We start from the raw sequence: 19,000 nt of genomic DNA, 5'->3' as shown, positions 1-19,000 counted from the left end.
TCCAGGAGGAATAAAGATGCATAATGAGGCACTTGCGTTACAAACGGTGGATGCTTTACAAAAAAACAGATTTACTGCTGCCTATTTCCAAACCGCAAAAGAGGCTCTGGAACAACTATTTTCCGTAATCCCGGCAGATGCAACAGTTGGGATTGGCGGTTCTTGGACACTGATACAGCTTGAGTTAGTTGAAAAGTTAGAAGCACGTGGGAATACAGTTTTTTGCCATCATAAACCCGGTCTAAGTCCAGAGGAGATATTGGACATAAGACGCAAACAGCTAACTTGCGATGTTTTTTTAACAAGTACCAATGCGATCACTGAAGATGGCAGACTGGTAAATACCGATGCTACCGGCAATAGGGTCGCAGCAATGATATTTGGCCCGAAAAAGGTTATCGTTCTAACAGGCGCTAACAAAATTGTAGCCACCCTTGATGAAGCACAGGAGCGTATTCGGACAACAGCGGCACCACTTAACAACAAACGCTTAAACCGCCCCAACCCCTGTGTAAAAACCGGCTACTGCATGGATTGCCAAGGCCCAACGCGGCTATGTAATGTGTCCACAATAATTCATAAGCGTCCGCCAGCATCCGATATTCATGTCTGGATGATCGGGGAAGAATTAGGCTATTAAAAAGATAGCAGTCACAAGGCTTAACGCCTTATGGCTGCTATCTTTTCTATAAAGCTCTCTGGAACTGGCAAGGTTTCAACATTCCACCACGGCGAGCAGCTTTGCAGCTGTTCTGCAGAATATGTTCCTGTAGCTACGCTTATGGTGTATGCCCCAATCGCTTTACCACATTGAATGTCATGGGGGGTGTCCCCAATTACGCAAATTGCATGCTGCTTAGGATCTCCCCAATGTGAGCGTACAATTTCCAACGCACTGCGGGCTATATCTACTCTAAGCTCACACTGCCCGGCAAAAGCGCTACACGAAAAATCAAAAAATCCAGCCAGTTCAAAGTGCCTTAATTTTACTTGCGCCCCTTGTGAACTATTGCCGGTCAATAAGAGCAGTTTACAGTCATCCCGCTCGTAAAGCCGGGACAAAATATTCTGCACCTCCGGTAAAACCCACCCCTGTTTGGCATTCAGTTGCGCCGGGAGAATTGATTCATAACGACGACACAGCAGATTAATTTCTTCTTGCTTTGCCTCTCGCTGAAACACTGATTGAATAATTTGCCTTGCAATAAAATTATCAGTCATTCCTGCGGCTGTAATGTTGGCAAGATCCACTGACGTGTCCCAGAGTTCTTCTGTTGCCTGACAAAAAGCAAATAAGCCAGCCTTGGACGTTCTAATCAGCGTTCCATCGATATCCCAAAAAAGTATATTCAACAATTATCATCCTCCTTACTTTCCCTGAGGCAAGCTTCTACTTATCGAATTACCAAGCCGCTCCAAAACTCCCGCTTCTACCGTGTCCTTTAGGGTGCAAGCGGGAGTTATACCCAAAGGGCACAGGCGAGCAGCTAAGTCGACCTTTATGTATGTCACTTAATAGTAAAGGCAATCGCCAAAATAATAGGAGGAAGGCTTAAGCCTTCCCCCTTACCTGGAGCGCCCATCCCTATAGCATTCAATGCACACGATGTTTACCAAGCTTACACAACTTACTTTTCGAAACAAGCTAATTGATCTTACACCTACACTTTACTTACACTGGATGGAACAAACGCGGTTCAGACTACCTTTTTTTGATAAACTAAAAACACTATCCTGCCAGATTAACTAACCAATTTGCAACAAACGGAAAACGGGAAGTTTCCTACCTACTGCACTGGACTTGAATCTACGGCGCTATAAGGATGGTGCTTACTTAGATAATAACATACGCGCACTATTTTGGCAAGTGGTATTATTCAAAAATTTTCGACTGCTGCAACCAAAGATATACTTCCTGTTCCGGTATAGGACGGCTTATAAAATAGCCCTGTGCATCGTCACAGCTGTGAGCATGCAAATAATGCAGTTGTTCCTGAGTTTCTACACCTTCCGCGATAACGGTCAGTCCCAGTTTGTGAGCCATGGCGATCACGCCTTCCACAATAGCCTTAGCAGACGTATTACCCTCCTGGGGCAGATTATCAACAAACGTCTTATCCATCTTAAGTGAACAGATTGGCAGCTGCCGCAGATAGGTAAGCGATGAGTACCCTGTTCCAAAATCATCCAAGGCTACATTAACACCAATGGCTGCAAGGTTTTCAAGCTGTTTTATGCTTGTACCCGAAGACTCCATGAGAATAGACTCAGTAATCTCCAACTCCAGGAACCTGGGTTCCAGCTGAAACTCCTCTAAGGTTTTAGTGACCATCGTAATGACATTACCCAAAACCAGCTGATTAACCGATAAGTTTACAGCAACCGTTAGTTCCGGGTAGCCTGCTTTATGCACCTTTTTAATAAAGTGACACGCCTGCTTTATAACCCATTCACCTATAGGAATGATCATTCCTGTACTCTCTGCTACCGGTATGAATTTTAGCGGCGGAACCTGCCCGTGTTCTTTACTATTCCAACGAAGAAGCGCTTCAAACCCTTTAATCCGGCGATCAGCCACATTGACGATCGGCTGATAATGCAGTGTAAGTTCATCATTAACAAGAGCCTGTCTCAGGCCACTTTCTATAGAAAGGCGCTCTACAACTGCTGCCTCCATAAAGCTATCGAACAGGCAAAAACTGTTCTTCCCTGATTCCTTAGCCCGATACATGGCTGTATCTGCCTTACGCAGCAACTCGGTAATCTCGTTGCCATGCTCGGGGTATAAAACAACCCCAATGCTTGCTGTAGTAAAAAACAATGTATGATTGATTTCAAACGGCTCATGCATAACCTCCAGAATGACTTTGGCAAAGGCTACTGCTTCTTCCTCAGTAACGCCTGGCAGCGCTATCGCAAATTCATCACCACCTACACGACAAAACAGCCCTCCCTGCGGCATAGCCTGATCGACTCGTTTTACCAGAGCAACAAGAAATAAATTGCCCCAGTCGTGACCATAAGAGTCATTAATGAGCTTAAAGTTATCAAGATCAATATAGAATAACCCGCCCCTAACCAAGTCTTGAGCGGCCAAAATAGCCGACACCTTCTCGCTGAACTGGCTAAAGTTCGGCAAACCTGTCAGACCATCATAATAAGCATGCCTGTACAACCGGTCAGCCTGCAGTTTCATTTCCGTAATATCGGTGTAAGAGCCAGCCATTCGTACAGGCATATTGGTGCTATCAAAAAGCGCCTTGCCCCGCGCCAGCAGCCAGCGATACTCCCCATTGGCGTTCATACACCTGTGCTCGCACACATAGTAAGGAGTTAACCCTTGCAGATGTTCTTCCAGTGCTTCCTCCATACCAGGCAAATCAGCAGGATGAATTGTGCTACGCCATATCGCGCGATTAAGAAAAGCTTCCTCCTCAAACCCCATTGTCTGCCACCTGGCTGATATGGTACGCTTATTATTGACTAGATCCCAGTCCCAAAGAACATCATGTGATCCCTCTATCAGCAACTGGTACATGTCCCGGCTAGTACACAGTTCCTCATTACTTGCTTTAAGTTCCTGTACTGTTCTTTGCAGGGAATCCTCAGAACGTGTAATAACCCTGGAGGTCAGCCCCCAGACAAACAAAACAAGCGTAACAACCGTTGCCGCTCCGGCTAAATACTTTCCTTTGACTGCCCTAACCAATTCCACTGATTCTTTAGTGGCCCTGCCCGACTCTGCTGCGTTGTATTCAATCAGGGACATGATCTTTTCATCAATTTGCTGCCAATAAGTCATCAGTTGGTCTAACTGTGCCGAATCGTTCCACCGTGATGCCGCCCAAGGATCTGATGCAATTGCTTTTGCTTCAGGCAAAAATTTGTCCCATGCCTTTTTAGCCTCGTCAAACAGCTCCTGCTCTTCTAAACTAGTTATGTATCTTAAGCTATAAATCATATGGCGGGAATTAACTTCGGTCATAATATCCAGCGAAGCTCTCCGTGCTTCCTCTATTTTTAGACTGTCTTGCTCAGTTGTCAGGGTATAGAGCAGGCGCTGAATATTTGATGCTGAGATGCTCATCCTACCTAAAGACTCAATGCTTGGCATATAATTTACTTGGATTTGGTCAACATTCTCCTCAAGTGCCACCAAATCACCATAACTAAGTAAGCCAGCGATTAATACTACAATAATAATTAAAATATAACCTGCCGCCAGTCTATATTTTGTGTTCAATACACCAATCACCTCGCGACTATTTTTACCTAATTATGTCATGCTTGTGGAAATATGACAATATACGTTTTACTGTATCACGCTTATGCCGTCGGGAAATAACCATGACTATAGTAACAAAAAGAAGTTCCCGAATGATCGGGAACTTCTTGTGTCACTACTGGCTTGTCTTATAAAAAATAACCCCTAGCGGCCTTCGCTATTAAAAAACGAGTTAACTTTCTCTTGATCCCAGCCCAAAATTTCCTGTAATATTTCACCAGTATGCTGCCCTAAGAGCGGGGCATGGGTTTCAACAGCGCCGGGAGTGGCCGACATTTTTACAGGTACTCCGGGCATTTTAAGTTTTCCAGCTATAGGATGCTCTACCTCCACAATCATGTCTCTTGCTTTGATATGAGGATCATTTACGATCTTATCAATGGTATTAATGGGGGCGCAAGGCAGACCTGCCTCCTCGAGAATCCCAAGCCATTCATTGATTGTCTTAGCCTTAAAAATTCCATTTAAGATATCGCCCAATTCTTTAGCATTAGCAGTACGATTGGAATTAGTATCGAAGCGTGGATCTTTTATCAGATCCGGACGGCCCAGGATGTTACATAGGCGCTCCCACAGGCGGTCGTTACCAGCACCTACAATAATATAACCGTCCTCGGCTGTGTAGGATGAAAAAGGAGTAATCGAGGGATGACGGTTGCCTAACGGTCCAGGTACTACGCCTGATGTAACATAGCGCGCTATCGCATTTTCCAATATAGCCAACTGACAATCTAACATACCTACATCGACTTTTTGCCCTTCACCGGTCCGTTCCCGGTGATACATAGCAAGCATAACACCATATGCAGTAAACATACCAGCGATAACATCACCTACTGAGGCACCAATACGGGTTGGTTCGCCGTTTTCAGCACCGGTAATGCTCATGATTCCCCCCATGGCCTGTACGATGATATCATAGGCAGGCTTATCACGATAAGGCCCGGTATGGCCAAAACCTGAACACGCAGCATATATCAGTTTGGGATTAATCTTTTTTAGCTCTTCATAACCAAGTCCAAATTTCTCCATCGTTCCGGGTCGGTAGTTTTCCACAACTACATCGGCATGTTTTACAAGTTCTTTAAAGAGATCACACTCTTCCTTACGTTTAAAGTTTAAAGTAATCGAGCGTTTATTTCTGTTAAGACTCATAAAGTAGGCGCTCTCCTTACCAATAAAAGGCCCAAATGCCCGTGAGTCGTCGCCTACATTCGGCGGTTCAATTTTTATAATATCTGCTCCGAAATCGGCCAGCATCATCGTGCAGTATGGACCCGCTAAAACCCGGCTTAAATCCAGGACACGTATTCCTTCAAGTGCTTTCACAATAAATCTCTCCTTTATTCTATAGTTTACCGTGGTATAGAGGGTTTAAAACATAAAAGGACAGATGGAATGTAATTCCACTCTGTCCCTCATTCACTCTGATATTAATTTTACGCACCTAAATGCATAATCCCCAAACCAGCTCGTTCATGGTTTGTCAACGGATGAATAGCCGATTCTCCGAATAATGCAACAGCAACCCAGTGATCATCTCGCACAATAGCTATTTTGACAGCAATACTGGCACTACTGGCTACGTTGACCATGATTCCTCGTTTGGCTTCATCTGTCGCGTGAAGCAATGCATGGTAATTTGTTGGCGTTTTAGAGATTATTCCAGTATTAAGCGCAGCACCAAGTACCGCCTTAGTAACCTTTGCCTGAAATTCGGACAAGGCCGAATTACCGCCTACTTCAGTCACAACTACTTTATAGCCCTGTTCGGCAAGCATCTTTTTCACAGATTCTTCATCTGCCATGGTGCGGGTCAATGCCAACAGCATTGCAGCCATTCCAACACTTTTGATACTTTCCGCCATAAAGGGCCGGTTAAGATTATTCATGCTCATTCCCTCTATCTCACTCTGTACTAATTCTACATTATTCGATCAATTTCGTCAAGGTCGAATAATCAGACCCGCCCTGCCTAGCAGCAGTGCCCAGCCGATAATGCAAGCATTATCAGTTAACAAAGAGTGCCTATAGATAAAAAGTCTGATTCTTCACTAGCCAATAGTTTATCCAAATCCAACCTAACCACTAATCTTTCGTCCATTTTGCCAATTCCTGTTATGCATTGATTTAACGATCCATTAACCCCCTCCAGTCTTCGTTAAATTTCATCGGTCATTGCGTGTAACTGTTCAACCATGATTGTCACTTCTTGAATGCTTGCTGTCACTTCCTGAATGGCCGCTGCTTGCTGTTCGACTGTTACGGAAGTAGCTTGGCCCATAGTCACAGTCTTATTGACTGACTCTTGAATAATAGTCGTGAATTCTTTTATTTTTCCTACTGTTTGTTTCGAATCTCCAGACAGTTTTCGAATCTCCTGTGCCACGACGCCGAAACCGAGACCTGCGTCGCCAGCCCGCGCTGCCTCTATCGCTGCATTGAGCCCGAGTAGTCTAGTTTCATCGGCTATCTCTTTAATAAAATCCATTACTTCATTAATTTTTCCTGATACAACATCTACATTTTTGATTTCGGCATTTAAAGTATTTTGATTACTGCTGACATCACTGGCTGAGGCAGCTAATTCCTCCATAGTAGCCGATATTTGAACAACACTATCATTAATCACTCCAGCCATGTGCTTCAATTTATATTGCTGATACCATACCTTTGATAATGTATTAGCAACCAGATACAAGACATTAGCTGCCGCTTCAACGCTCTTTCTGGGTAACTGCTTAATTTTGCGTAATGCCTTAATATATTCATCAGGATCGACGCTGATCTCTTGAGCTACCTTGCGATAATAGTCTTCATCAGGGGGTGAAGTCAAAACCTGCCCGCCTAGAATTGAGCCAATTTGCCGACCTTCCAACATAATAGGAGTCCCAAAATCAACTAAACCGGCATGGCATTCATATATAGCCGGTTTGCCGGTTCTCGCAGATTCCTCACCGCCCTTGCGGTCACATTCCATACAGCGGGTGAGTCCTGTTTTTGACCCTCTTGTATGCTCCATGCAAAATTCAGTAAAATTACTTGGTTTGGTAACAGGGTTACCATTGATATCAACAGTAATGCTTGCTAGTCCCAAAGATTCGGCGAAATTATCTTGAAAACTCTGTAAAAATTCTACATCAATTATATCTTGGAGATTGACTGTATTGAGGTTTTCCAAACCTTGCTTCTCGTTTAACGCTACTGTCTTCATGACCTCGCCCTCCTGTTTTGTCGAATATTTAGAATATTATTTATTTTCTTTGTGTAAGGAACTTTTCCCGCATAAAGCTTTGCTATGTTATGAATTTTTTTTGCTTTTTGATGTTTATATCCTTAAAAAAAGACCAGCTACGCTAAATGCGCTTACTGGTCTTTTTACTCATCATTTCGGTTAAAAAAACACCGTTATTTTAGAAAAAGAACTACAATTAAAGTCAGTACTGCGATGGTCAATGCGGGCGGGTCAACGTGAGTATCACCGCTGTTCATGCTCTTACCAAAGAAATCGCCAATCAAAGCGCCAAGAATTCCAAACACAGCCCCCATCCATATATTCCCTGTAGCCGCTGCCGCTAAGGCTCCAGGTAACGCGATATGATGGGTTACAGGACCTACACCCATGAACTGAACAAGAATGAGGGTTGTGGCTGCTACGCCAAAGCCAAGCACGACATTCTTCGTAACAATGGCGGCATAACCTGAGATTAAGCCTACCCCCAAACCTAGAGCGACTAAAAAAATGGCAGTCTTACTATCAGGCAGCGAATAGCCATGGAAAACTTTCCCGTTACCGAAAATAAGCCGGGCGGTAACACCTGAAAGGCCAACAGTCAAAGCAACCGTATCTGTCGGTGTACCAAAACCAGCAAGCAGTTTTTGAACCAAGAGGCCGGCCGCGCCAAATATCCCGCCCACTAAGAGAACATATCCATCGTTTAACTTAGCCAAGGGAGTTAAAATATCTTTTCCAGATTCTAAACCACGCTTAGTAGCAAACGCGGCAGCAGCTACGCCCCCCGCAAAAGAAATATGAGGACCAAAATAGGGGCCAAACGCCATGTCAGTCATATTGGCTAAAACCAAAACACCTGTCATGATAAACGCAGGTAACGCGCCGAGCGCCGCGCCAAGCAGGCCACCGCCAAATGCAGCAGCAATTTCAACAAATGAAAACATTCATTTTTCCCACCTTTCAGAAATTTTACTTCAAAAATTTTAAAATAACGCCTGATGAAGACTATGGTGTGGTGCAGGAATAACAAGCTGATCAACCAGGAAGCCGCTGTCCTGTATGGCATTACTACCAGCACGGACTGCCGCCGTTACAGCTCCGACCTCACCGCTCATTGATACAACAGCTTTTCCACCCATACCGCGCGCTAAGCGAACCTCTAAGAGCTGAACGGCGGCTGCTTTGGCTGCTGTGTCTGCAGCAATAATTGCTGATGCCACCGAGTAGCTCTCGATAACGCCTAACGACTTTATTTGCTTAACCTCAGTACAACCTGATAGAGCTTGGAATACATCAGGATGAATATTAGGAAGAACAAATTCATCCACAATATTCTCTGTGCCAACACCCTTACCGCTCCGTACAGCGCTTTGTACAGCGCCAACATCACCGCCAACCATAACAACATATTTGCCTGGGCACAGGGGTTGAGACATAATCAACTCAACATTAGCCGCTTTTAACATGGTGTCGGCGACCAAAATACCTTTTGTGATATTTTTAATCTCTAATAATCCTATGGCACGTTTCATTTTATTCTCCCCCTGCTGCATTACATTGTCCGAATACCAATCGAACGGTCCACAGCATATACTTGTCCTGAAATACTTGCGTGAAGGTTGGTTCCTACCGCAGCTCCTTCAGGAATTACAGCTATTATATCACCAACGTTAACCATAGCGCCAATGTCAACAATAGGCTTTGCCGGAGCACCGATATGTTGTGATAGCAATATTCTGACATCTTTAGCTGTGACTGGCTCAGTTTGCAGCGGTGCTTTAACATCATAGTTACCCAGCCCCAGCCGGTAAAGCAGCCGTTTTGTAGGAATTAGGCGATACTCCCGGTTTGTACGGGAATTTTGTGGTTTGGCATTATGAGGATTTTTCATGCGAGCTTGGCCAAATTGACGCTTTAGTTCAGCATTAACGCGGCGCGGCGATAATCCCATGCTACAGCCAAAAGAGTCACAAGCACCACATTCGGAGCACAAAAAAGCCTTAGTGACTACATCTGTTTCGTTATACTGCCCTCTGCCAATAGCCTGCATAATTCGATGAGGCTCCAGGCTATGGCCCAAGAGATTACGCGGGCAGACATCAGTACAAGCCCGGCAGTTACAGCAAACAGCCTTTGCCCTGTTGGCGATGGCTGCCCAGGGCGTACTTTTTTCGGTTACCAGCGAGTGATTCTGCGGCAGTACGATAATGCCACCAGTTGTTTTGGTAACAGGCTCATCATCAGTCGTTAGTTTCCCCATCATGGGTCCGCCGTCAATAACCGCATACTGGGGCACAGCTGCACCGCCAGCCAACTGGATTAACTCTTTGATGGCCATGCCGATGGGCACTTTTAATGTCGCAGGTTTGTTAACCGCCCCTGTTACAGTGACATATTTGTCAACAACAGGCTTACCTGAGAGCGCTTCGGCTACATTGATCAGTGTCTCGACATTGGCGACGACGACACCAACATGCAGTGGAATACCGCCTTCAGGGACAACCCGGCCAGTTACCTCATGCAGCAGTACCTGTTCATCCCCTGCCGGATAGATGTCCGGGAGGAAAAACAGCTCGATTTCTTGTGCATTCATTTGTTTTAATGCAGCCTGCAGCTTGGTTACAGCCTCTTCATACTTTCGTTTTAAGCCAATAACCCCGCGGCGAGCGCCGGTAGCTACCATAACTGCCCTCAGACCAATGATAAGCTTTTCGCTTTCACTGGCCATGATGAGCTGGTGAGCTCTTAAGAGGGGCTCACATTCAGCGCCATTGACAATAACAGTGTCAACATTGGCGTTAATTTTTACATGAGTGGGGAAGCCGGCACCACCGGCTCCCACTACTCCTGCCGCTTTTACTGCGGCAATAATCTCTTCCCGCATACTGTCACCTACTCCCTTTGCGGTATCATGTTATTCACACGATCGATAGTGCATCAACAAGAACACAGCGACGCTGGCGGGTAAAGCTCCGCGCAGAGGTAAGTCCTTCGCCTGTCGGTCCTGCGATAGTAAAGGTAGTAAATCCTTCGCCACCAACACCGATACCAGCATATGAAGGAGCATTTTTTACAAAGATCGTGGTCTCAATGGCTTTAGCCAACCTAGTTAAATTATCGACGTTTTTGGAGTGCATGATGGCCGTGTGCCTGTTGCCATGCTCAACCTTGACAGCCAATTCAATGGCTTCATCAATGTCTTTTACCTGGACAATGGGTAATACCGGCATCATCAGTTCTTCGATAACAAACGGATGGTCGGCGCTGGTTTCACAAATGACGGCGCGGATGCTGTCAGGTACATTGATGCCGATTTGGCTCAAAATGTATTTAGCATCTTTACCAACATAGTTTTTATTAACTCCATATATCTTCTTGGGCTTCTCCGTGCAGCCGGCAGCAACTAGTTCTTCTTTCTCAGTCAAAATAACTTTAGCCAACCGATCAATATCCTGACCTGAGATTAAGTAAGCGCCATAACGCTGCATATAGGCCATCAGTTTATCAGCAATGCTGCCAACAGCGATAACCTCTTTTTCGGCAATGCACGGCAGGTTGTTGTCAAAAGAACAGCCTGCAATAATATCCTTTGCTGCCTTTTCAATATCGGCTGTTTCATCGACAACAGCCGGCGGATTGCCGGCACCAGCACCTATGGCCTTTTTACCGGCAGACATAACAGCCTTCACTACTGCAGGACCTCCTGTGGCGACAAGCATGTTAATGCCCGTATGCTGCATCATGGCGTTGGTAGCCTCAAGTGATGGCTCAGCAACTGCTGTTAACAGGTTAGCTGGGCCGCCTGCCTTTACAATGGCCTCGTTTAATAATTTAATAGTTAGCAATGATGTATTTTTAGCTGTCGGATGAGGGCTAAAAACAACAGCATTGCCTGCGGCAACCATGCCGATCCCGTTACAGATGACGGTTTCGGACGGGTTGGTTGTTGGCGTGATTGAGCCGATTACCCCATAGGGTCCCATTTCAATCAGCGTCAAGCCGCAGTCCCCGCTCCAGGCCTCGCTCTTCAGGTCCTCGGTTCCAGGCGTCTTAGTAGCGACCAGCTTATTTTTCAGAACCTTGTCAGCTACACGTCCCATCCCCGACTCTTTTACCGCCATTTCAGCAAAAATCTCGGCGTTGTCACACGAAGTCTGACGCATAGCCTTGATGAGTTCTTCGCGTTTTTCTATCGACAATTTCTTTAGCTGTTTTTGCGCAGTTCGTGCTGCGGCCACAGCCTCATCAATTGTTGTAAAAATACCGCCATCGCCAGCAGCGCCCTGCTTTTGTTCCTGTACTCTGGCTATTATTTCTGCTGTAATTTTTGCAATTAAGCTTTGATCAATAGTCACTTATCTTCCTCCTTCCGTGCCAACCGCCTTTTTTAATAGGCAGTCAGACCGGCTTTAGCTACAGCCATATCGTCATCAACTGATCCGCCGCTTACACCAATTCCACCAACTAAAACACCATTTTCCCAGATGGGGAAACCGCCGCCAAACACAATCATCCGGCAGCCATCGGTAGTATTTAAACCATATAGCATTTGACCAGGCTGGGATACAGCCGCTGCTTGGTCTGTACCCATTTTGAGCGCAACTGCAGTATAGGCTTTATTAAGTGCGATCGAAACGCTGGCCAATAGGGCATTGTCCATTCGCTCTTGGGCAACAAGATTGCCACCATTATCGACTACAGCGATAACCATGGGTACGCCGATTTCAATTGCCTTCTTTTCGGCAGCCTCAATCATCTTTTTGGCTTTTTCCAACATCACGTCTTTCCCCCCATCTTTTTGCTCTAGACTTTGGAGAACCTGCTTTACAGCCTTGGTCACTTTTGCGACCAGCTCTTCCTGTTCGACGCACCTTGCTAAAACAAATAGCAAGTCAGATAACCTGTTTAAGTAAAGTGCAACAGGTGTGGGTACCGTTTCTGTGCGTCTAAGTCTGACAATGCACCGTTCAGCCCGTCGCACAATAGTACGTGCTAGATCAAGCGCAGCACTGGCTGACGTTCCCCCGGGTGTAACAAAGTACGGTTGCGGAATACGCTGCTGTTCTAATGTGTCGATCATGCTTTCTAAGCGCTCGACATGAGTAGGGGTAATACGATAGTTATTGCTGCCTGTTACACTGTCAGTCGCCAAATCAGCGTTTAGCAATATTAGTTCCTGCTGAATCGGATGAATGATATCAACAACCCACTCTTTATCTGTGAGAGATTTTCCCAAGCCCATGGCAGCATTGGCTTCATCCACAGTACCGTAAGCGTGTACCCTGATACTATCTTTAAATACCCGCTCTTTGCTCAGCAGGCTGGTTTTTCCTTCATCACCTGTCTTGGTGTACACTTTCATGGTACATTACTCCTCGAGTAAGCTTTTATTGATTTCGATGCTGTCAATAATGCCGATAATGGCTGCATCCACTGCTGCCTGCGGGTTGCCTGTTACATGTCGGGCAGAACTTCCATCAACGACAAGTACAGTTTCACCAGTACCGGCGCCAATTGTATCTACCGCAACAATCGGGGTACCGGCCGGACGATTGCCAAATCGTATCGGCTGCACGATGAGCAGTTTACTACCAGTCAGGCTGTCGTCTTTGGGTGTAGCTACAAGTGTGCCGATTATCTTTCCTACCCACATCTTTATTCACCCTCCTGCTTTAGCTGTAAATAATCTCTATGTTACATTCTCTGGCGATATCGCGTGCTAAAGGAGTGATAATCGAACCCTGGGGAACACTAAAAGTTTTCGCCCCACTCTGTGCAGCACGTCTAACAGTATCGGCATCAATTACTTTTCTTTTTGAGGCTTTTTCCGGGCTTTGCACCACTTGCGGCTTACTTTCTGGGATTAATACTTTTTTTGCCTTTTCAGCTAGACTTTCCACAGGCGCAAGCTGAATTCCATAGGCTTCAAGCTTATTTAGATTTCCCTGCAGCGCTTCTCTAAGCGCCGGTGGGGCTTTTGCCATATTTTTTTGTACCCGCCAGCTGTCCTTTGGATCAGCTGCATTTTGCGCGGCGATTACAGGTTTACCAAGCATCAAAGCCTGGAGAATTAAGGTAGATACCATTGTATCTGACAAGGTATATGCAAGTTTTGCCGCTGTATTTTGGGTTAGCACAGGCACAAGCACAATATCGGCGGCCCGCAAATATTTTCCTGGATAAGGGGACTGGGTAGTAACAACCTGCACGTGACTACCCAGTTTTTCCTTTATCCAGTTTATCCCTATGATTTTTTCAGCGGCTTCTGAAAGAACAACTGTAAGCTCAGTATTTATGGCCTGCAGAGCTCTTAGTTCTTCCAGGCTTGTTTCAAGTCCAATGGTTCCACCTGTGAAAATAGCCAGCGCTTTATGGTGTGGACGGTTAAGCTGGCGCAATACCTCAGCGGTAACTAACTCCACAAGTTTTTCATTGTCCACGCTATTTCTCCCCCACCTGACACAGAGTAACAATGTCGCCGTTCTTAAGCTCTGCGGCATTGGCCTCATCTGTATCAATGTGAAATTCTAGACGGAAGTCCGGATGTACCCGAACCAGTACATTGCCGAAGGTTCCACCTCGGGCGCCATTCACCTGAACAGTGACGCGATCGCCATCAACAACCTTAAGCTGCCGCGCATCGGCCTCCTGCATGTGAATGTGCCTGGCAGCACAAATAACACCTTCTGTAAGCGTAACTGCGCCTTTGGGTCCGACAAGGACAATACCAGGCGATCCTTGAATTTTGCCTGAGTCTCTAAGCGGTGGTATTACACCCAAGCTAAACCCATCAGTACGGGATATCTCAAGCTGGGTAAATGTGCGAACCGGGCCTAATACCCGGACACCTCGCATAACACCCTTAGGACCAACCAAGGTAACTGTCTCTTTGGCAGCAAATTCACCTACCTGTTTCAGGTCTTTTTCCTTTGTAAGGGTATGACCGCTGCCAAACAAGGTTTCAATATGCTCGGCAGAGAGGTGGATGTGGCGATTGGATACACCTACCGGTATACCTTTTTCTGCTTTTGCCTGCTCTAAATTAGGTATTGCAGCCAGTATCTGGCTGACAATCTGTTCAAGTAGCTTTTGTTCCATCATCTCACCCCGCTTGTTGACATGGTTACTGATTACTCTGCCTTAGGAAGAATTTTCTCAATATCTGTATGAGGACGCGGAATAACGTGAACAGATACCAGTTCACCAACACGCTGGGCAGCCGCGGCCCCACTGTCAGTAGCTGCTTTTACAGCGCCAACATCACCGCGTACCATCACTGTAACCAAACCAGAACCAATCTTCTCATAACCGACTAAAACTACGTTAGCGGCCTTTACCATAGCGTCAGCAGCCTCAATGGCACCTACCAAACCTTTAGTTTCCACCATTCCTAATGCCTCTCCGCGCATACTATTCATCCTCCTTATTCTTATCGTAATGAATGCAAGTCACCCTGGGATCGCCTTTTTTACGTGAGCACGCAGGGTCGCCACACAGGTTGCAGGTCTCAGCCGGGTTTACGGCAGTGACTGGTGCTACCTTTTCTTCTTCTGCAGCAGGCTCGATATCCGTATTCTCTGCTGCCTCAGCAGCTGGTTCCGGTTCGTCCATAGTTACAGTCTGAGCCGGGGCTTGTTGTTCACTCTGCAACTGAGCTTCTATTGGCTCTGGCTCAGGCTCAAGCTCAAGCTCAGCCGGCTTTTTGCCTACAGTATCTTTGGTAATAACAATTCCGCCCAGTTCATGGTGTGGACGGGGTATCACGTGTTTGGCAACAACTGTATTAACCTTAGCCGCTGCCACAGCAGCTGCATCAACGGCTGCCTTAACTGCACCTACGTCCCCGCACAGTTTGATAACAACCATTCCGCCACCTTTAGTAAGCTCATAACCAAGCAATTCAACATTAGCTGCCTTAATAGCGGCGTCAGCTGCTTCCAGACCGGCAGCCAGACCCACTACTTCAATCAGACCTAAGGCGTTTTTGACCATGTATTCACCTCCCCATGGCCTTGAGCAAATTCCTGCAGTACTTTAAGGACAATTTCGCGAACACTCGCGTATAATTGAGTGGTATCCAAATGGGTACCAGCTTCGTCTGTCTGTTTCTCTTTAAAAGGAAGCCCTTTGACCAAACGGGCGGCATTATAACCAAAACGCCGCCATTCTGTTACATCTTCTTCACCAGCTAAAACAAAAAGCGGCTGACGTTCAGGAAGCTTCTGGTAATGAATACACATCCCTGCAGGGCTGATGCCTACTCCTACCCCGAGCGGCGAAGTATGTGCACCCCTATGGGCAAGAGCAATGTAATCCAGTTCTTCACCGGTTAAGAGCGACCACGGCACGCCTTCTTCTTCCATGCCAGCCTGGATTTCACGAAGTTTAGCTTCATAGCCTGGATGGAGAAATGTGCAAATAATGATACTTGGCCTGTTTAGTGTTTTATCTGACTGCATACTGTTCACGCCTCACTATCAAGATAAGACAGTACCAGACCTGTAGCAACGGCGTTTCGTGGGCCTTGACTGCCGCGGATATTGCCCCGCCCGCATACGATTCCATATTCAGCCAGTGCATCTGTCACCATGTCAGCTACCTCAAAGTCCATGGCTGAGCCGCCTACTAATACAACAAACTCAATGTGTCTGATATTACCGGTAGGAGCAACCCGCGCCAGGGAACGAAGTGAATTGGTGACAAAAACACGTTTTTTGGCTTCCCGCCGCACATGCCTGATTCTGTCAAGCGCGTGATCAAATGGAATGGGAACCATACCATCATCTTTAAGAATGACTACCCGGGCAAATACGTGCGGGGGTAGGTGATTATCATAAAACTTTACCGTACCGTCTTCCAGCCTGACATGGTACAAGCTTTCGACCTTGGCCAGTGGATATTTCTTAATGTCCTCAGCCAAGTCAAAATCATGTAAGCCTAACTCTGAGTTAATCAGCATTGTGGCCATATCACCTGCGCCGCCCAAATGAATGGAGTGCACCCGTCCGTCCCGGGTAATAATGGCCGCGTCAGTTGAGCCGCCGCCCATATCCAGGATAGCTAACGGCTTGTCGGTGCCTGGTGTTGTTAAGGCGCCACGGATGGCCATATTGGCTTCCACCCCGGCAATAACGACACGTACACCCAGCTCGTTATTCAGTTTGTTGGCAATCTGCTGCATCGGGAGCCTGCTGGTCTTGACCATAGCCGCTAGGGCGACTGCGCTTTCCAGCGCAAATTCACCTGCCAGACCGCCTTGCACCTTTTGCGGCACAAAAGTATCAACAGCCAATACATCTTGGATTTTCATTTCAGCAACCGGCTGACTGGTGAGTTCAGCCATTACCTGGCGAACCCTTTCCAGCATACCGTTGACATTCGTTCCGGCTTCTCCCTGTACGTCAAGGACCGGCTGCACCCGCTCCACGGCTTCCATAATGGCGGCTGCGCCTGCTTCGACATCAACATCGGCTTTGCCCTTCTGTCCTACAACGGTGATAAAGCCTGCCGGAATGGAACGGGCTTTGACATCACCTTCAGGGGTCCGGACAACAACTGCCGAGCGATTACCGATTAAGGCCCTGGCAATCGGCACAACCATTTTGGTTTCCTCAGGGGTCAGGTTAAATACTGTCGCAATGCCATACGGGTTTGACAGGGTTTTTATGGTTTGGCCGGCTTCGGCCACTTCAACTGCAGCCAACATGCCAACCGGGACTTTTTCAATCAAGGTTACTTCATCAACAACAGGTATTTTAACCTTAAGCCTGTTAACAATAAGCACAGCATCGTCTTGGCGGGCTACTGCGCCCTGAATTAGAACACCCCGAGCCATTGCCAAGTTTATCCCGGCGGCAACATCTTCAAAATCAATTCCCTTAGGGATCAGGCAGATAACCTTTTCGCCTGAGGCTACCCCGGGAAGCTGGCTAAAGGTTACGGTCATACCGACACCCAAACCAATGCCTCCGGGAGTAGAGGGATTGTGTCCAATCATGGTTGACTCGGTAATAATGGTTTCCGTTATGGTTTCCATAGCCAAGTCGCCGATAACCGGGGTAGCTTCATTGAGCCGGATTTCATCCAAGTCAGTCAAATTCAAACTGGAGTTTCTCAGTGCTTCCTGCAAGGCGATAACAATGCCAGGTACATTAGCCAGCGTGCCTTTGATCCCGGTTGTCTTGATAATACTGCTTGTTAGGTATTCTTTTATTTGACCTTGCTCAATCCGGGCCAAACAAACTTCAGTTGTGGAGTTTCCAATATCCACGCCTGCAATTATTGGCATGAGGCTCCCACCTTAGTCCGCTCTGAGACGGTTCCGGCGTTCGTAAACTTCTGCGGCCTCTCTCACGAAAGCGGCGTTAATTTTTGCGCTATATTTTACTTCCATTTCTTCAGCGATAGCAAACAATTCTTGTTTAGTAGAACGGTAGGGGCGCAGTGCATTGTAAATTTCGAGAACGCGCGCGTCAGGAATAGCAACAATTTCAGCAGCCCGGCGCAGATTGTTGGCAAATTGGTATCTGCCAACACCATCTGCGATCTCGGCTTGCAGTCTGAGAGTCTCAGGGGTAATACGAACGTCTTCAGATTTAACCTCACCGCTCATGACCTTATCAAGAGTAATCTCGCCAAGGGTTTTGCCGGTAGGAGTTTTGAGCAATTCAGGACGATTTTGGGAAAGCGGATAATCGCGCTCCGGGCAAAGAGTGGCTGAAGGAACCGGTGCGGCAGTTTTGACTCCGGCAGCTTGAGGAGCGCCAACCATAGACTTTAATACTTCACGAACAATATCTTCTAACATTTTATTTTCAGACATTTCTTTTCACCTCCGCCTAGTTAAACTGTACTTCGAGTTCAACCGGCTTAGCGCCGGGAACAACGTGTTCTGTTTCTTTAATATGAAGCACGGCCGCTTTTGCCTGATATTTAGGCCGGGCCATTTGGTCGTTCTTAGTCGGCACCGGTGTCGGAGATTCACCCTTGGCATATTTAGCAGCATTCTTGCCAATTTGCCTGTAAGCTTCTAAGTCTAAAAGTGGGGATTGAGAGAACAATTCAAGATTACTGAGCGGCGCTAAATCCTTTTGATGAATTACCGTAGTGCCTCTGGACTGGATACCAATAGCAATACCCGAGCCACTAAGCTTAGTGCAGTCATGAGCAGCAAAATCTACGTCAGATGTCCTAAGGACACGGACAACTCTTGCTTTTATGCCTTCCTCTTCAATACCGGCGATCATTTCGCGAAGTACATCACTATGGGGTACATCCACGATCGTTTTATTTTGATATTTGCCAAAGGCCGGGGCCAGGGCAATGATAACTTCATCAGATCTGGTACCAGGGCGGGCTTCACCCTTTTCCACCAAAGTCATGGAGCGTCCAGCTACTGCTTTAGGAGCTGCTGCAGACTGTACCATGCCGGCGAGAACTTGCCCAACTATTTCGCGAATCAATTGTTCGTTAATTTGCAT

Annotated in this window: 20 protein-coding genes; 1 reads left to right on the top strand and 19 read right to left on the bottom strand. The window is 46.6% G+C overall.

Annotation, left to right across the window (positions count from 1 at the left end; genetic code table 11):
- The first annotated feature begins 16 nt into the window (after positions 1-16).
- A complete protein-coding gene (locus tag VN447_RS03615) occupies positions 17-640 on the top strand; it encodes a lactate utilization protein (RefSeq protein ID WP_325522906.1) in 624 nt (207 codons plus the stop codon).
- Positions 641-660: 20 nt separating this feature from the next.
- On the opposite strand, the gene VN447_RS03610 is transcribed toward VN447_RS03615, so the two are convergent.
- From VN447_RS03610 to VN447_RS03520, 19 genes are all read right to left on the bottom strand, one after another.
- Positions 661-1,356, bottom strand: a complete 696-nt coding sequence (locus VN447_RS03610; protein ID WP_325522904.1) for an HAD family hydrolase — start codon at positions 1,354-1,356, stop codon at positions 661-663.
- Between the two features lie 517 nt (positions 1,357-1,873).
- Positions 1,874-4,243 carry an EAL domain-containing protein gene (locus VN447_RS03605; protein WP_325522902.1) on the bottom strand — a complete coding sequence of 790 codons (2,370 nt, stop codon included), beginning with the start codon at positions 4,241-4,243 and terminating at the stop codon, positions 1,874-1,876.
- A gap of 186 nt (positions 4,244-4,429) precedes the next feature.
- Positions 4,430-5,614 (bottom strand): CoA transferase, encoded by a 1,185-nt coding sequence (locus VN447_RS03600; protein WP_325522900.1) that lies wholly within the window; start codon positions 5,612-5,614, stop codon positions 4,430-4,432.
- A 110-nt stretch (positions 5,615-5,724) separates the two neighbouring features.
- Positions 5,725-6,177, bottom strand: a complete 453-nt coding sequence (locus tag VN447_RS03595; RefSeq protein ID WP_325522898.1) for a HutP family protein — start codon at positions 6,175-6,177, stop codon at positions 5,725-5,727.
- A gap of 269 nt (positions 6,178-6,446) precedes the next feature.
- Positions 6,447-7,499 (bottom strand): PocR ligand-binding domain-containing protein, encoded by a 1,053-nt coding sequence (locus VN447_RS03590; RefSeq protein ID WP_325522896.1) that lies wholly within the window; start codon positions 7,497-7,499, stop codon positions 6,447-6,449.
- Positions 7,500-7,693: 194 nt separating this feature from the next.
- Positions 7,694-8,464: a hypothetical protein gene (locus VN447_RS03585; RefSeq protein ID WP_325522894.1), complete on the bottom strand. Its 771-nt coding sequence runs from the start codon at positions 8,462-8,464 to the stop codon at positions 7,694-7,696.
- A gap of 39 nt (positions 8,465-8,503) precedes the next feature.
- Positions 8,504-9,052 (bottom strand): BMC domain-containing protein, encoded by a 549-nt coding sequence (locus VN447_RS03580; RefSeq protein ID WP_325522892.1) that lies wholly within the window; start codon positions 9,050-9,052, stop codon positions 8,504-8,506.
- Positions 9,053-9,072: 20 nt separating this feature from the next.
- On the bottom strand, positions 9,073-10,404 hold the full coding sequence (locus VN447_RS03575) for an SLBB domain-containing protein (RefSeq protein WP_325522890.1): 1,332 nt from the start codon (positions 10,402-10,404) through the stop codon (positions 9,073-9,075).
- 34 nt (positions 10,405-10,438) lie between these two features.
- Positions 10,439-11,875 carry an aldehyde dehydrogenase family protein gene (locus VN447_RS03570; RefSeq protein ID WP_325522888.1) on the bottom strand — a complete coding sequence of 479 codons (1,437 nt, stop codon included), beginning with the start codon at positions 11,873-11,875 and terminating at the stop codon, positions 10,439-10,441.
- Between the two features lie 32 nt (positions 11,876-11,907).
- Complete coding sequence (locus VN447_RS03565) at positions 11,908-12,882, bottom strand: cob(I)yrinic acid a,c-diamide adenosyltransferase (protein ID WP_325522886.1); 975 nt, start codon at positions 12,880-12,882, stop codon at positions 11,908-11,910.
- A gap of 6 nt (positions 12,883-12,888) precedes the next feature.
- Positions 12,889-13,173: a EutN/CcmL family microcompartment protein gene (locus VN447_RS03560; RefSeq protein WP_084573791.1), complete on the bottom strand. Its 285-nt coding sequence runs from the start codon at positions 13,171-13,173 to the stop codon at positions 12,889-12,891.
- Positions 13,174-13,192: 19 nt separating this feature from the next.
- Positions 13,193-13,960: a flavoprotein gene (locus VN447_RS03555; RefSeq protein ID WP_325522884.1), complete on the bottom strand. Its 768-nt coding sequence runs from the start codon at positions 13,958-13,960 to the stop codon at positions 13,193-13,195.
- Position 13,961: 1 nt separating this feature from the next.
- Positions 13,962-14,618: a phosphate propanoyltransferase gene (gene pduL, locus VN447_RS03550; RefSeq protein WP_422663593.1), complete on the bottom strand. Its 657-nt coding sequence runs from the start codon at positions 14,616-14,618 to the stop codon at positions 13,962-13,964.
- A 32-nt stretch (positions 14,619-14,650) separates the two neighbouring features.
- On the bottom strand, positions 14,651-14,929 hold the full coding sequence (gene eutM, locus VN447_RS03545) for an ethanolamine utilization microcompartment protein EutM (RefSeq protein WP_084573788.1): 279 nt from the start codon (positions 14,927-14,929) through the stop codon (positions 14,651-14,653).
- A gap of 1 nt (position 14,930) precedes the next feature.
- Positions 14,931-15,512 (bottom strand): BMC domain-containing protein, encoded by a 582-nt coding sequence (locus VN447_RS03540; protein ID WP_325522877.1) that lies wholly within the window; start codon positions 15,510-15,512, stop codon positions 14,931-14,933.
- The gene (locus VN447_RS03535) at positions 15,494-15,979 is read right to left on the bottom strand and encodes a glycerol dehydratase reactivase beta/small subunit family protein (protein WP_325522875.1); all 486 of its coding nucleotides are present in this window, start codon (positions 15,977-15,979) and stop codon (positions 15,494-15,496) included. Before VN447_RS03535 ends, VN447_RS03540 begins: the two co-directional genes overlap by 19 nt.
- 5 nt (positions 15,980-15,984) lie before the next feature.
- Entirely contained in the window at positions 15,985-17,808 is a 1,824-nt protein-coding gene (locus VN447_RS03530) for a diol dehydratase reactivase subunit alpha (RefSeq protein ID WP_325522873.1), read from the bottom strand.
- A gap of 12 nt (positions 17,809-17,820) precedes the next feature.
- Positions 17,821-18,342 (bottom strand): diol dehydratase small subunit, encoded by a 522-nt coding sequence (locus tag VN447_RS03525; protein WP_325522871.1) that lies wholly within the window; start codon positions 18,340-18,342, stop codon positions 17,821-17,823.
- 16 nt (positions 18,343-18,358) lie between these two features.
- Positions 18,359-19,000 (bottom strand): propanediol/glycerol family dehydratase medium subunit, encoded by a 642-nt coding sequence (locus VN447_RS03520; protein ID WP_325522869.1) that lies wholly within the window; start codon positions 18,998-19,000, stop codon positions 18,359-18,361.

Origin of the sequence: Sporomusa sp. (assembly GCF_035561155.1) — a bacterium.
Classification (GTDB): domain Bacteria; phylum Bacillota; class Negativicutes; order Sporomusales; family Sporomusaceae; genus Sporomusa.
The sequence above is the reverse complement of the archived record's forward strand: the minus strand, read 5'-3'. Positions and strand labels throughout refer to the sequence as shown.

What these genes read in the sequence shown, in the direction of transcription:
- VN447_RS03615 (WP_325522906.1), top strand. Translation starts at nt 17, where the DNA reads ATGCATAATGAGGCACTTGCGTTACAAACGGTGGATGCTTTACAAAAA.
- VN447_RS03595 (WP_325522898.1), bottom strand. Translation starts at nt 6,177, where the DNA reads ATGAATAATCTTAACCGGCCCTTTATGGCGGAAAGTATCAAAAGTGTT.
- VN447_RS03590 (WP_325522896.1), bottom strand. Translation starts at nt 7,499, where the DNA reads ATGAAGACAGTAGCGTTAAACGAGAAGCAAGGTTTGGAAAACCTCAAT.
- VN447_RS03585 (WP_325522894.1), bottom strand. Translation starts at nt 8,464, where the DNA reads ATGTTTTCATTTGTTGAAATTGCTGCTGCATTTGGCGGTGGCCTGCTT.
- VN447_RS03580 (WP_325522892.1), bottom strand. Translation starts at nt 9,052, where the DNA reads ATGAAACGTGCCATAGGATTATTAGAGATTAAAAATATCACAAAAGGT.
- VN447_RS03575 (WP_325522890.1), bottom strand. Translation starts at nt 10,404, where the DNA reads ATGCGGGAAGAGATTATTGCCGCAGTAAAAGCGGCAGGAGTAGTGGGA.
- VN447_RS03565 (WP_325522886.1), bottom strand. Translation starts at nt 12,882, where the DNA reads ATGAAAGTGTACACCAAGACAGGTGATGAAGGAAAAACCAGCCTGCTG.
- VN447_RS03560 (WP_084573791.1), bottom strand. Translation starts at nt 13,173, where the DNA reads ATGTGGGTAGGAAAGATAATCGGCACACTTGTAGCTACACCCAAAGAC.
- pduL (WP_422663593.1), bottom strand. Translation starts at nt 14,618, where the DNA reads ATGGAACAAAAGCTACTTGAACAGATTGTCAGCCAGATACTGGCTGCA.
- eutM (WP_084573788.1), bottom strand. Translation starts at nt 14,929, where the DNA reads ATGCGCGGAGAGGCATTAGGAATGGTGGAAACTAAAGGTTTGGTAGGT.
- VN447_RS03540 (WP_325522877.1), bottom strand. Translation starts at nt 15,512, where the DNA reads ATGGTCAAAAACGCCTTAGGTCTGATTGAAGTAGTGGGTCTGGCTGCC.
- VN447_RS03535 (WP_325522875.1), bottom strand. Translation starts at nt 15,979, where the DNA reads ATGCAGTCAGATAAAACACTAAACAGGCCAAGTATCATTATTTGCACA.
- VN447_RS03530 (WP_325522873.1), bottom strand. Translation starts at nt 17,808, where the DNA reads ATGCCAATAATTGCAGGCGTGGATATTGGAAACTCCACAACTGAAGTT.
- VN447_RS03525 (WP_325522871.1), bottom strand. Translation starts at nt 18,342, where the DNA reads ATGTCTGAAAATAAAATGTTAGAAGATATTGTTCGTGAAGTATTAAAG.
- VN447_RS03520 (WP_325522869.1), bottom strand. Translation starts at nt 19,000, where the DNA reads ATGCAAATTAACGAACAATTGATTCGCGAAATAGTTGGGCAAGTTCTC.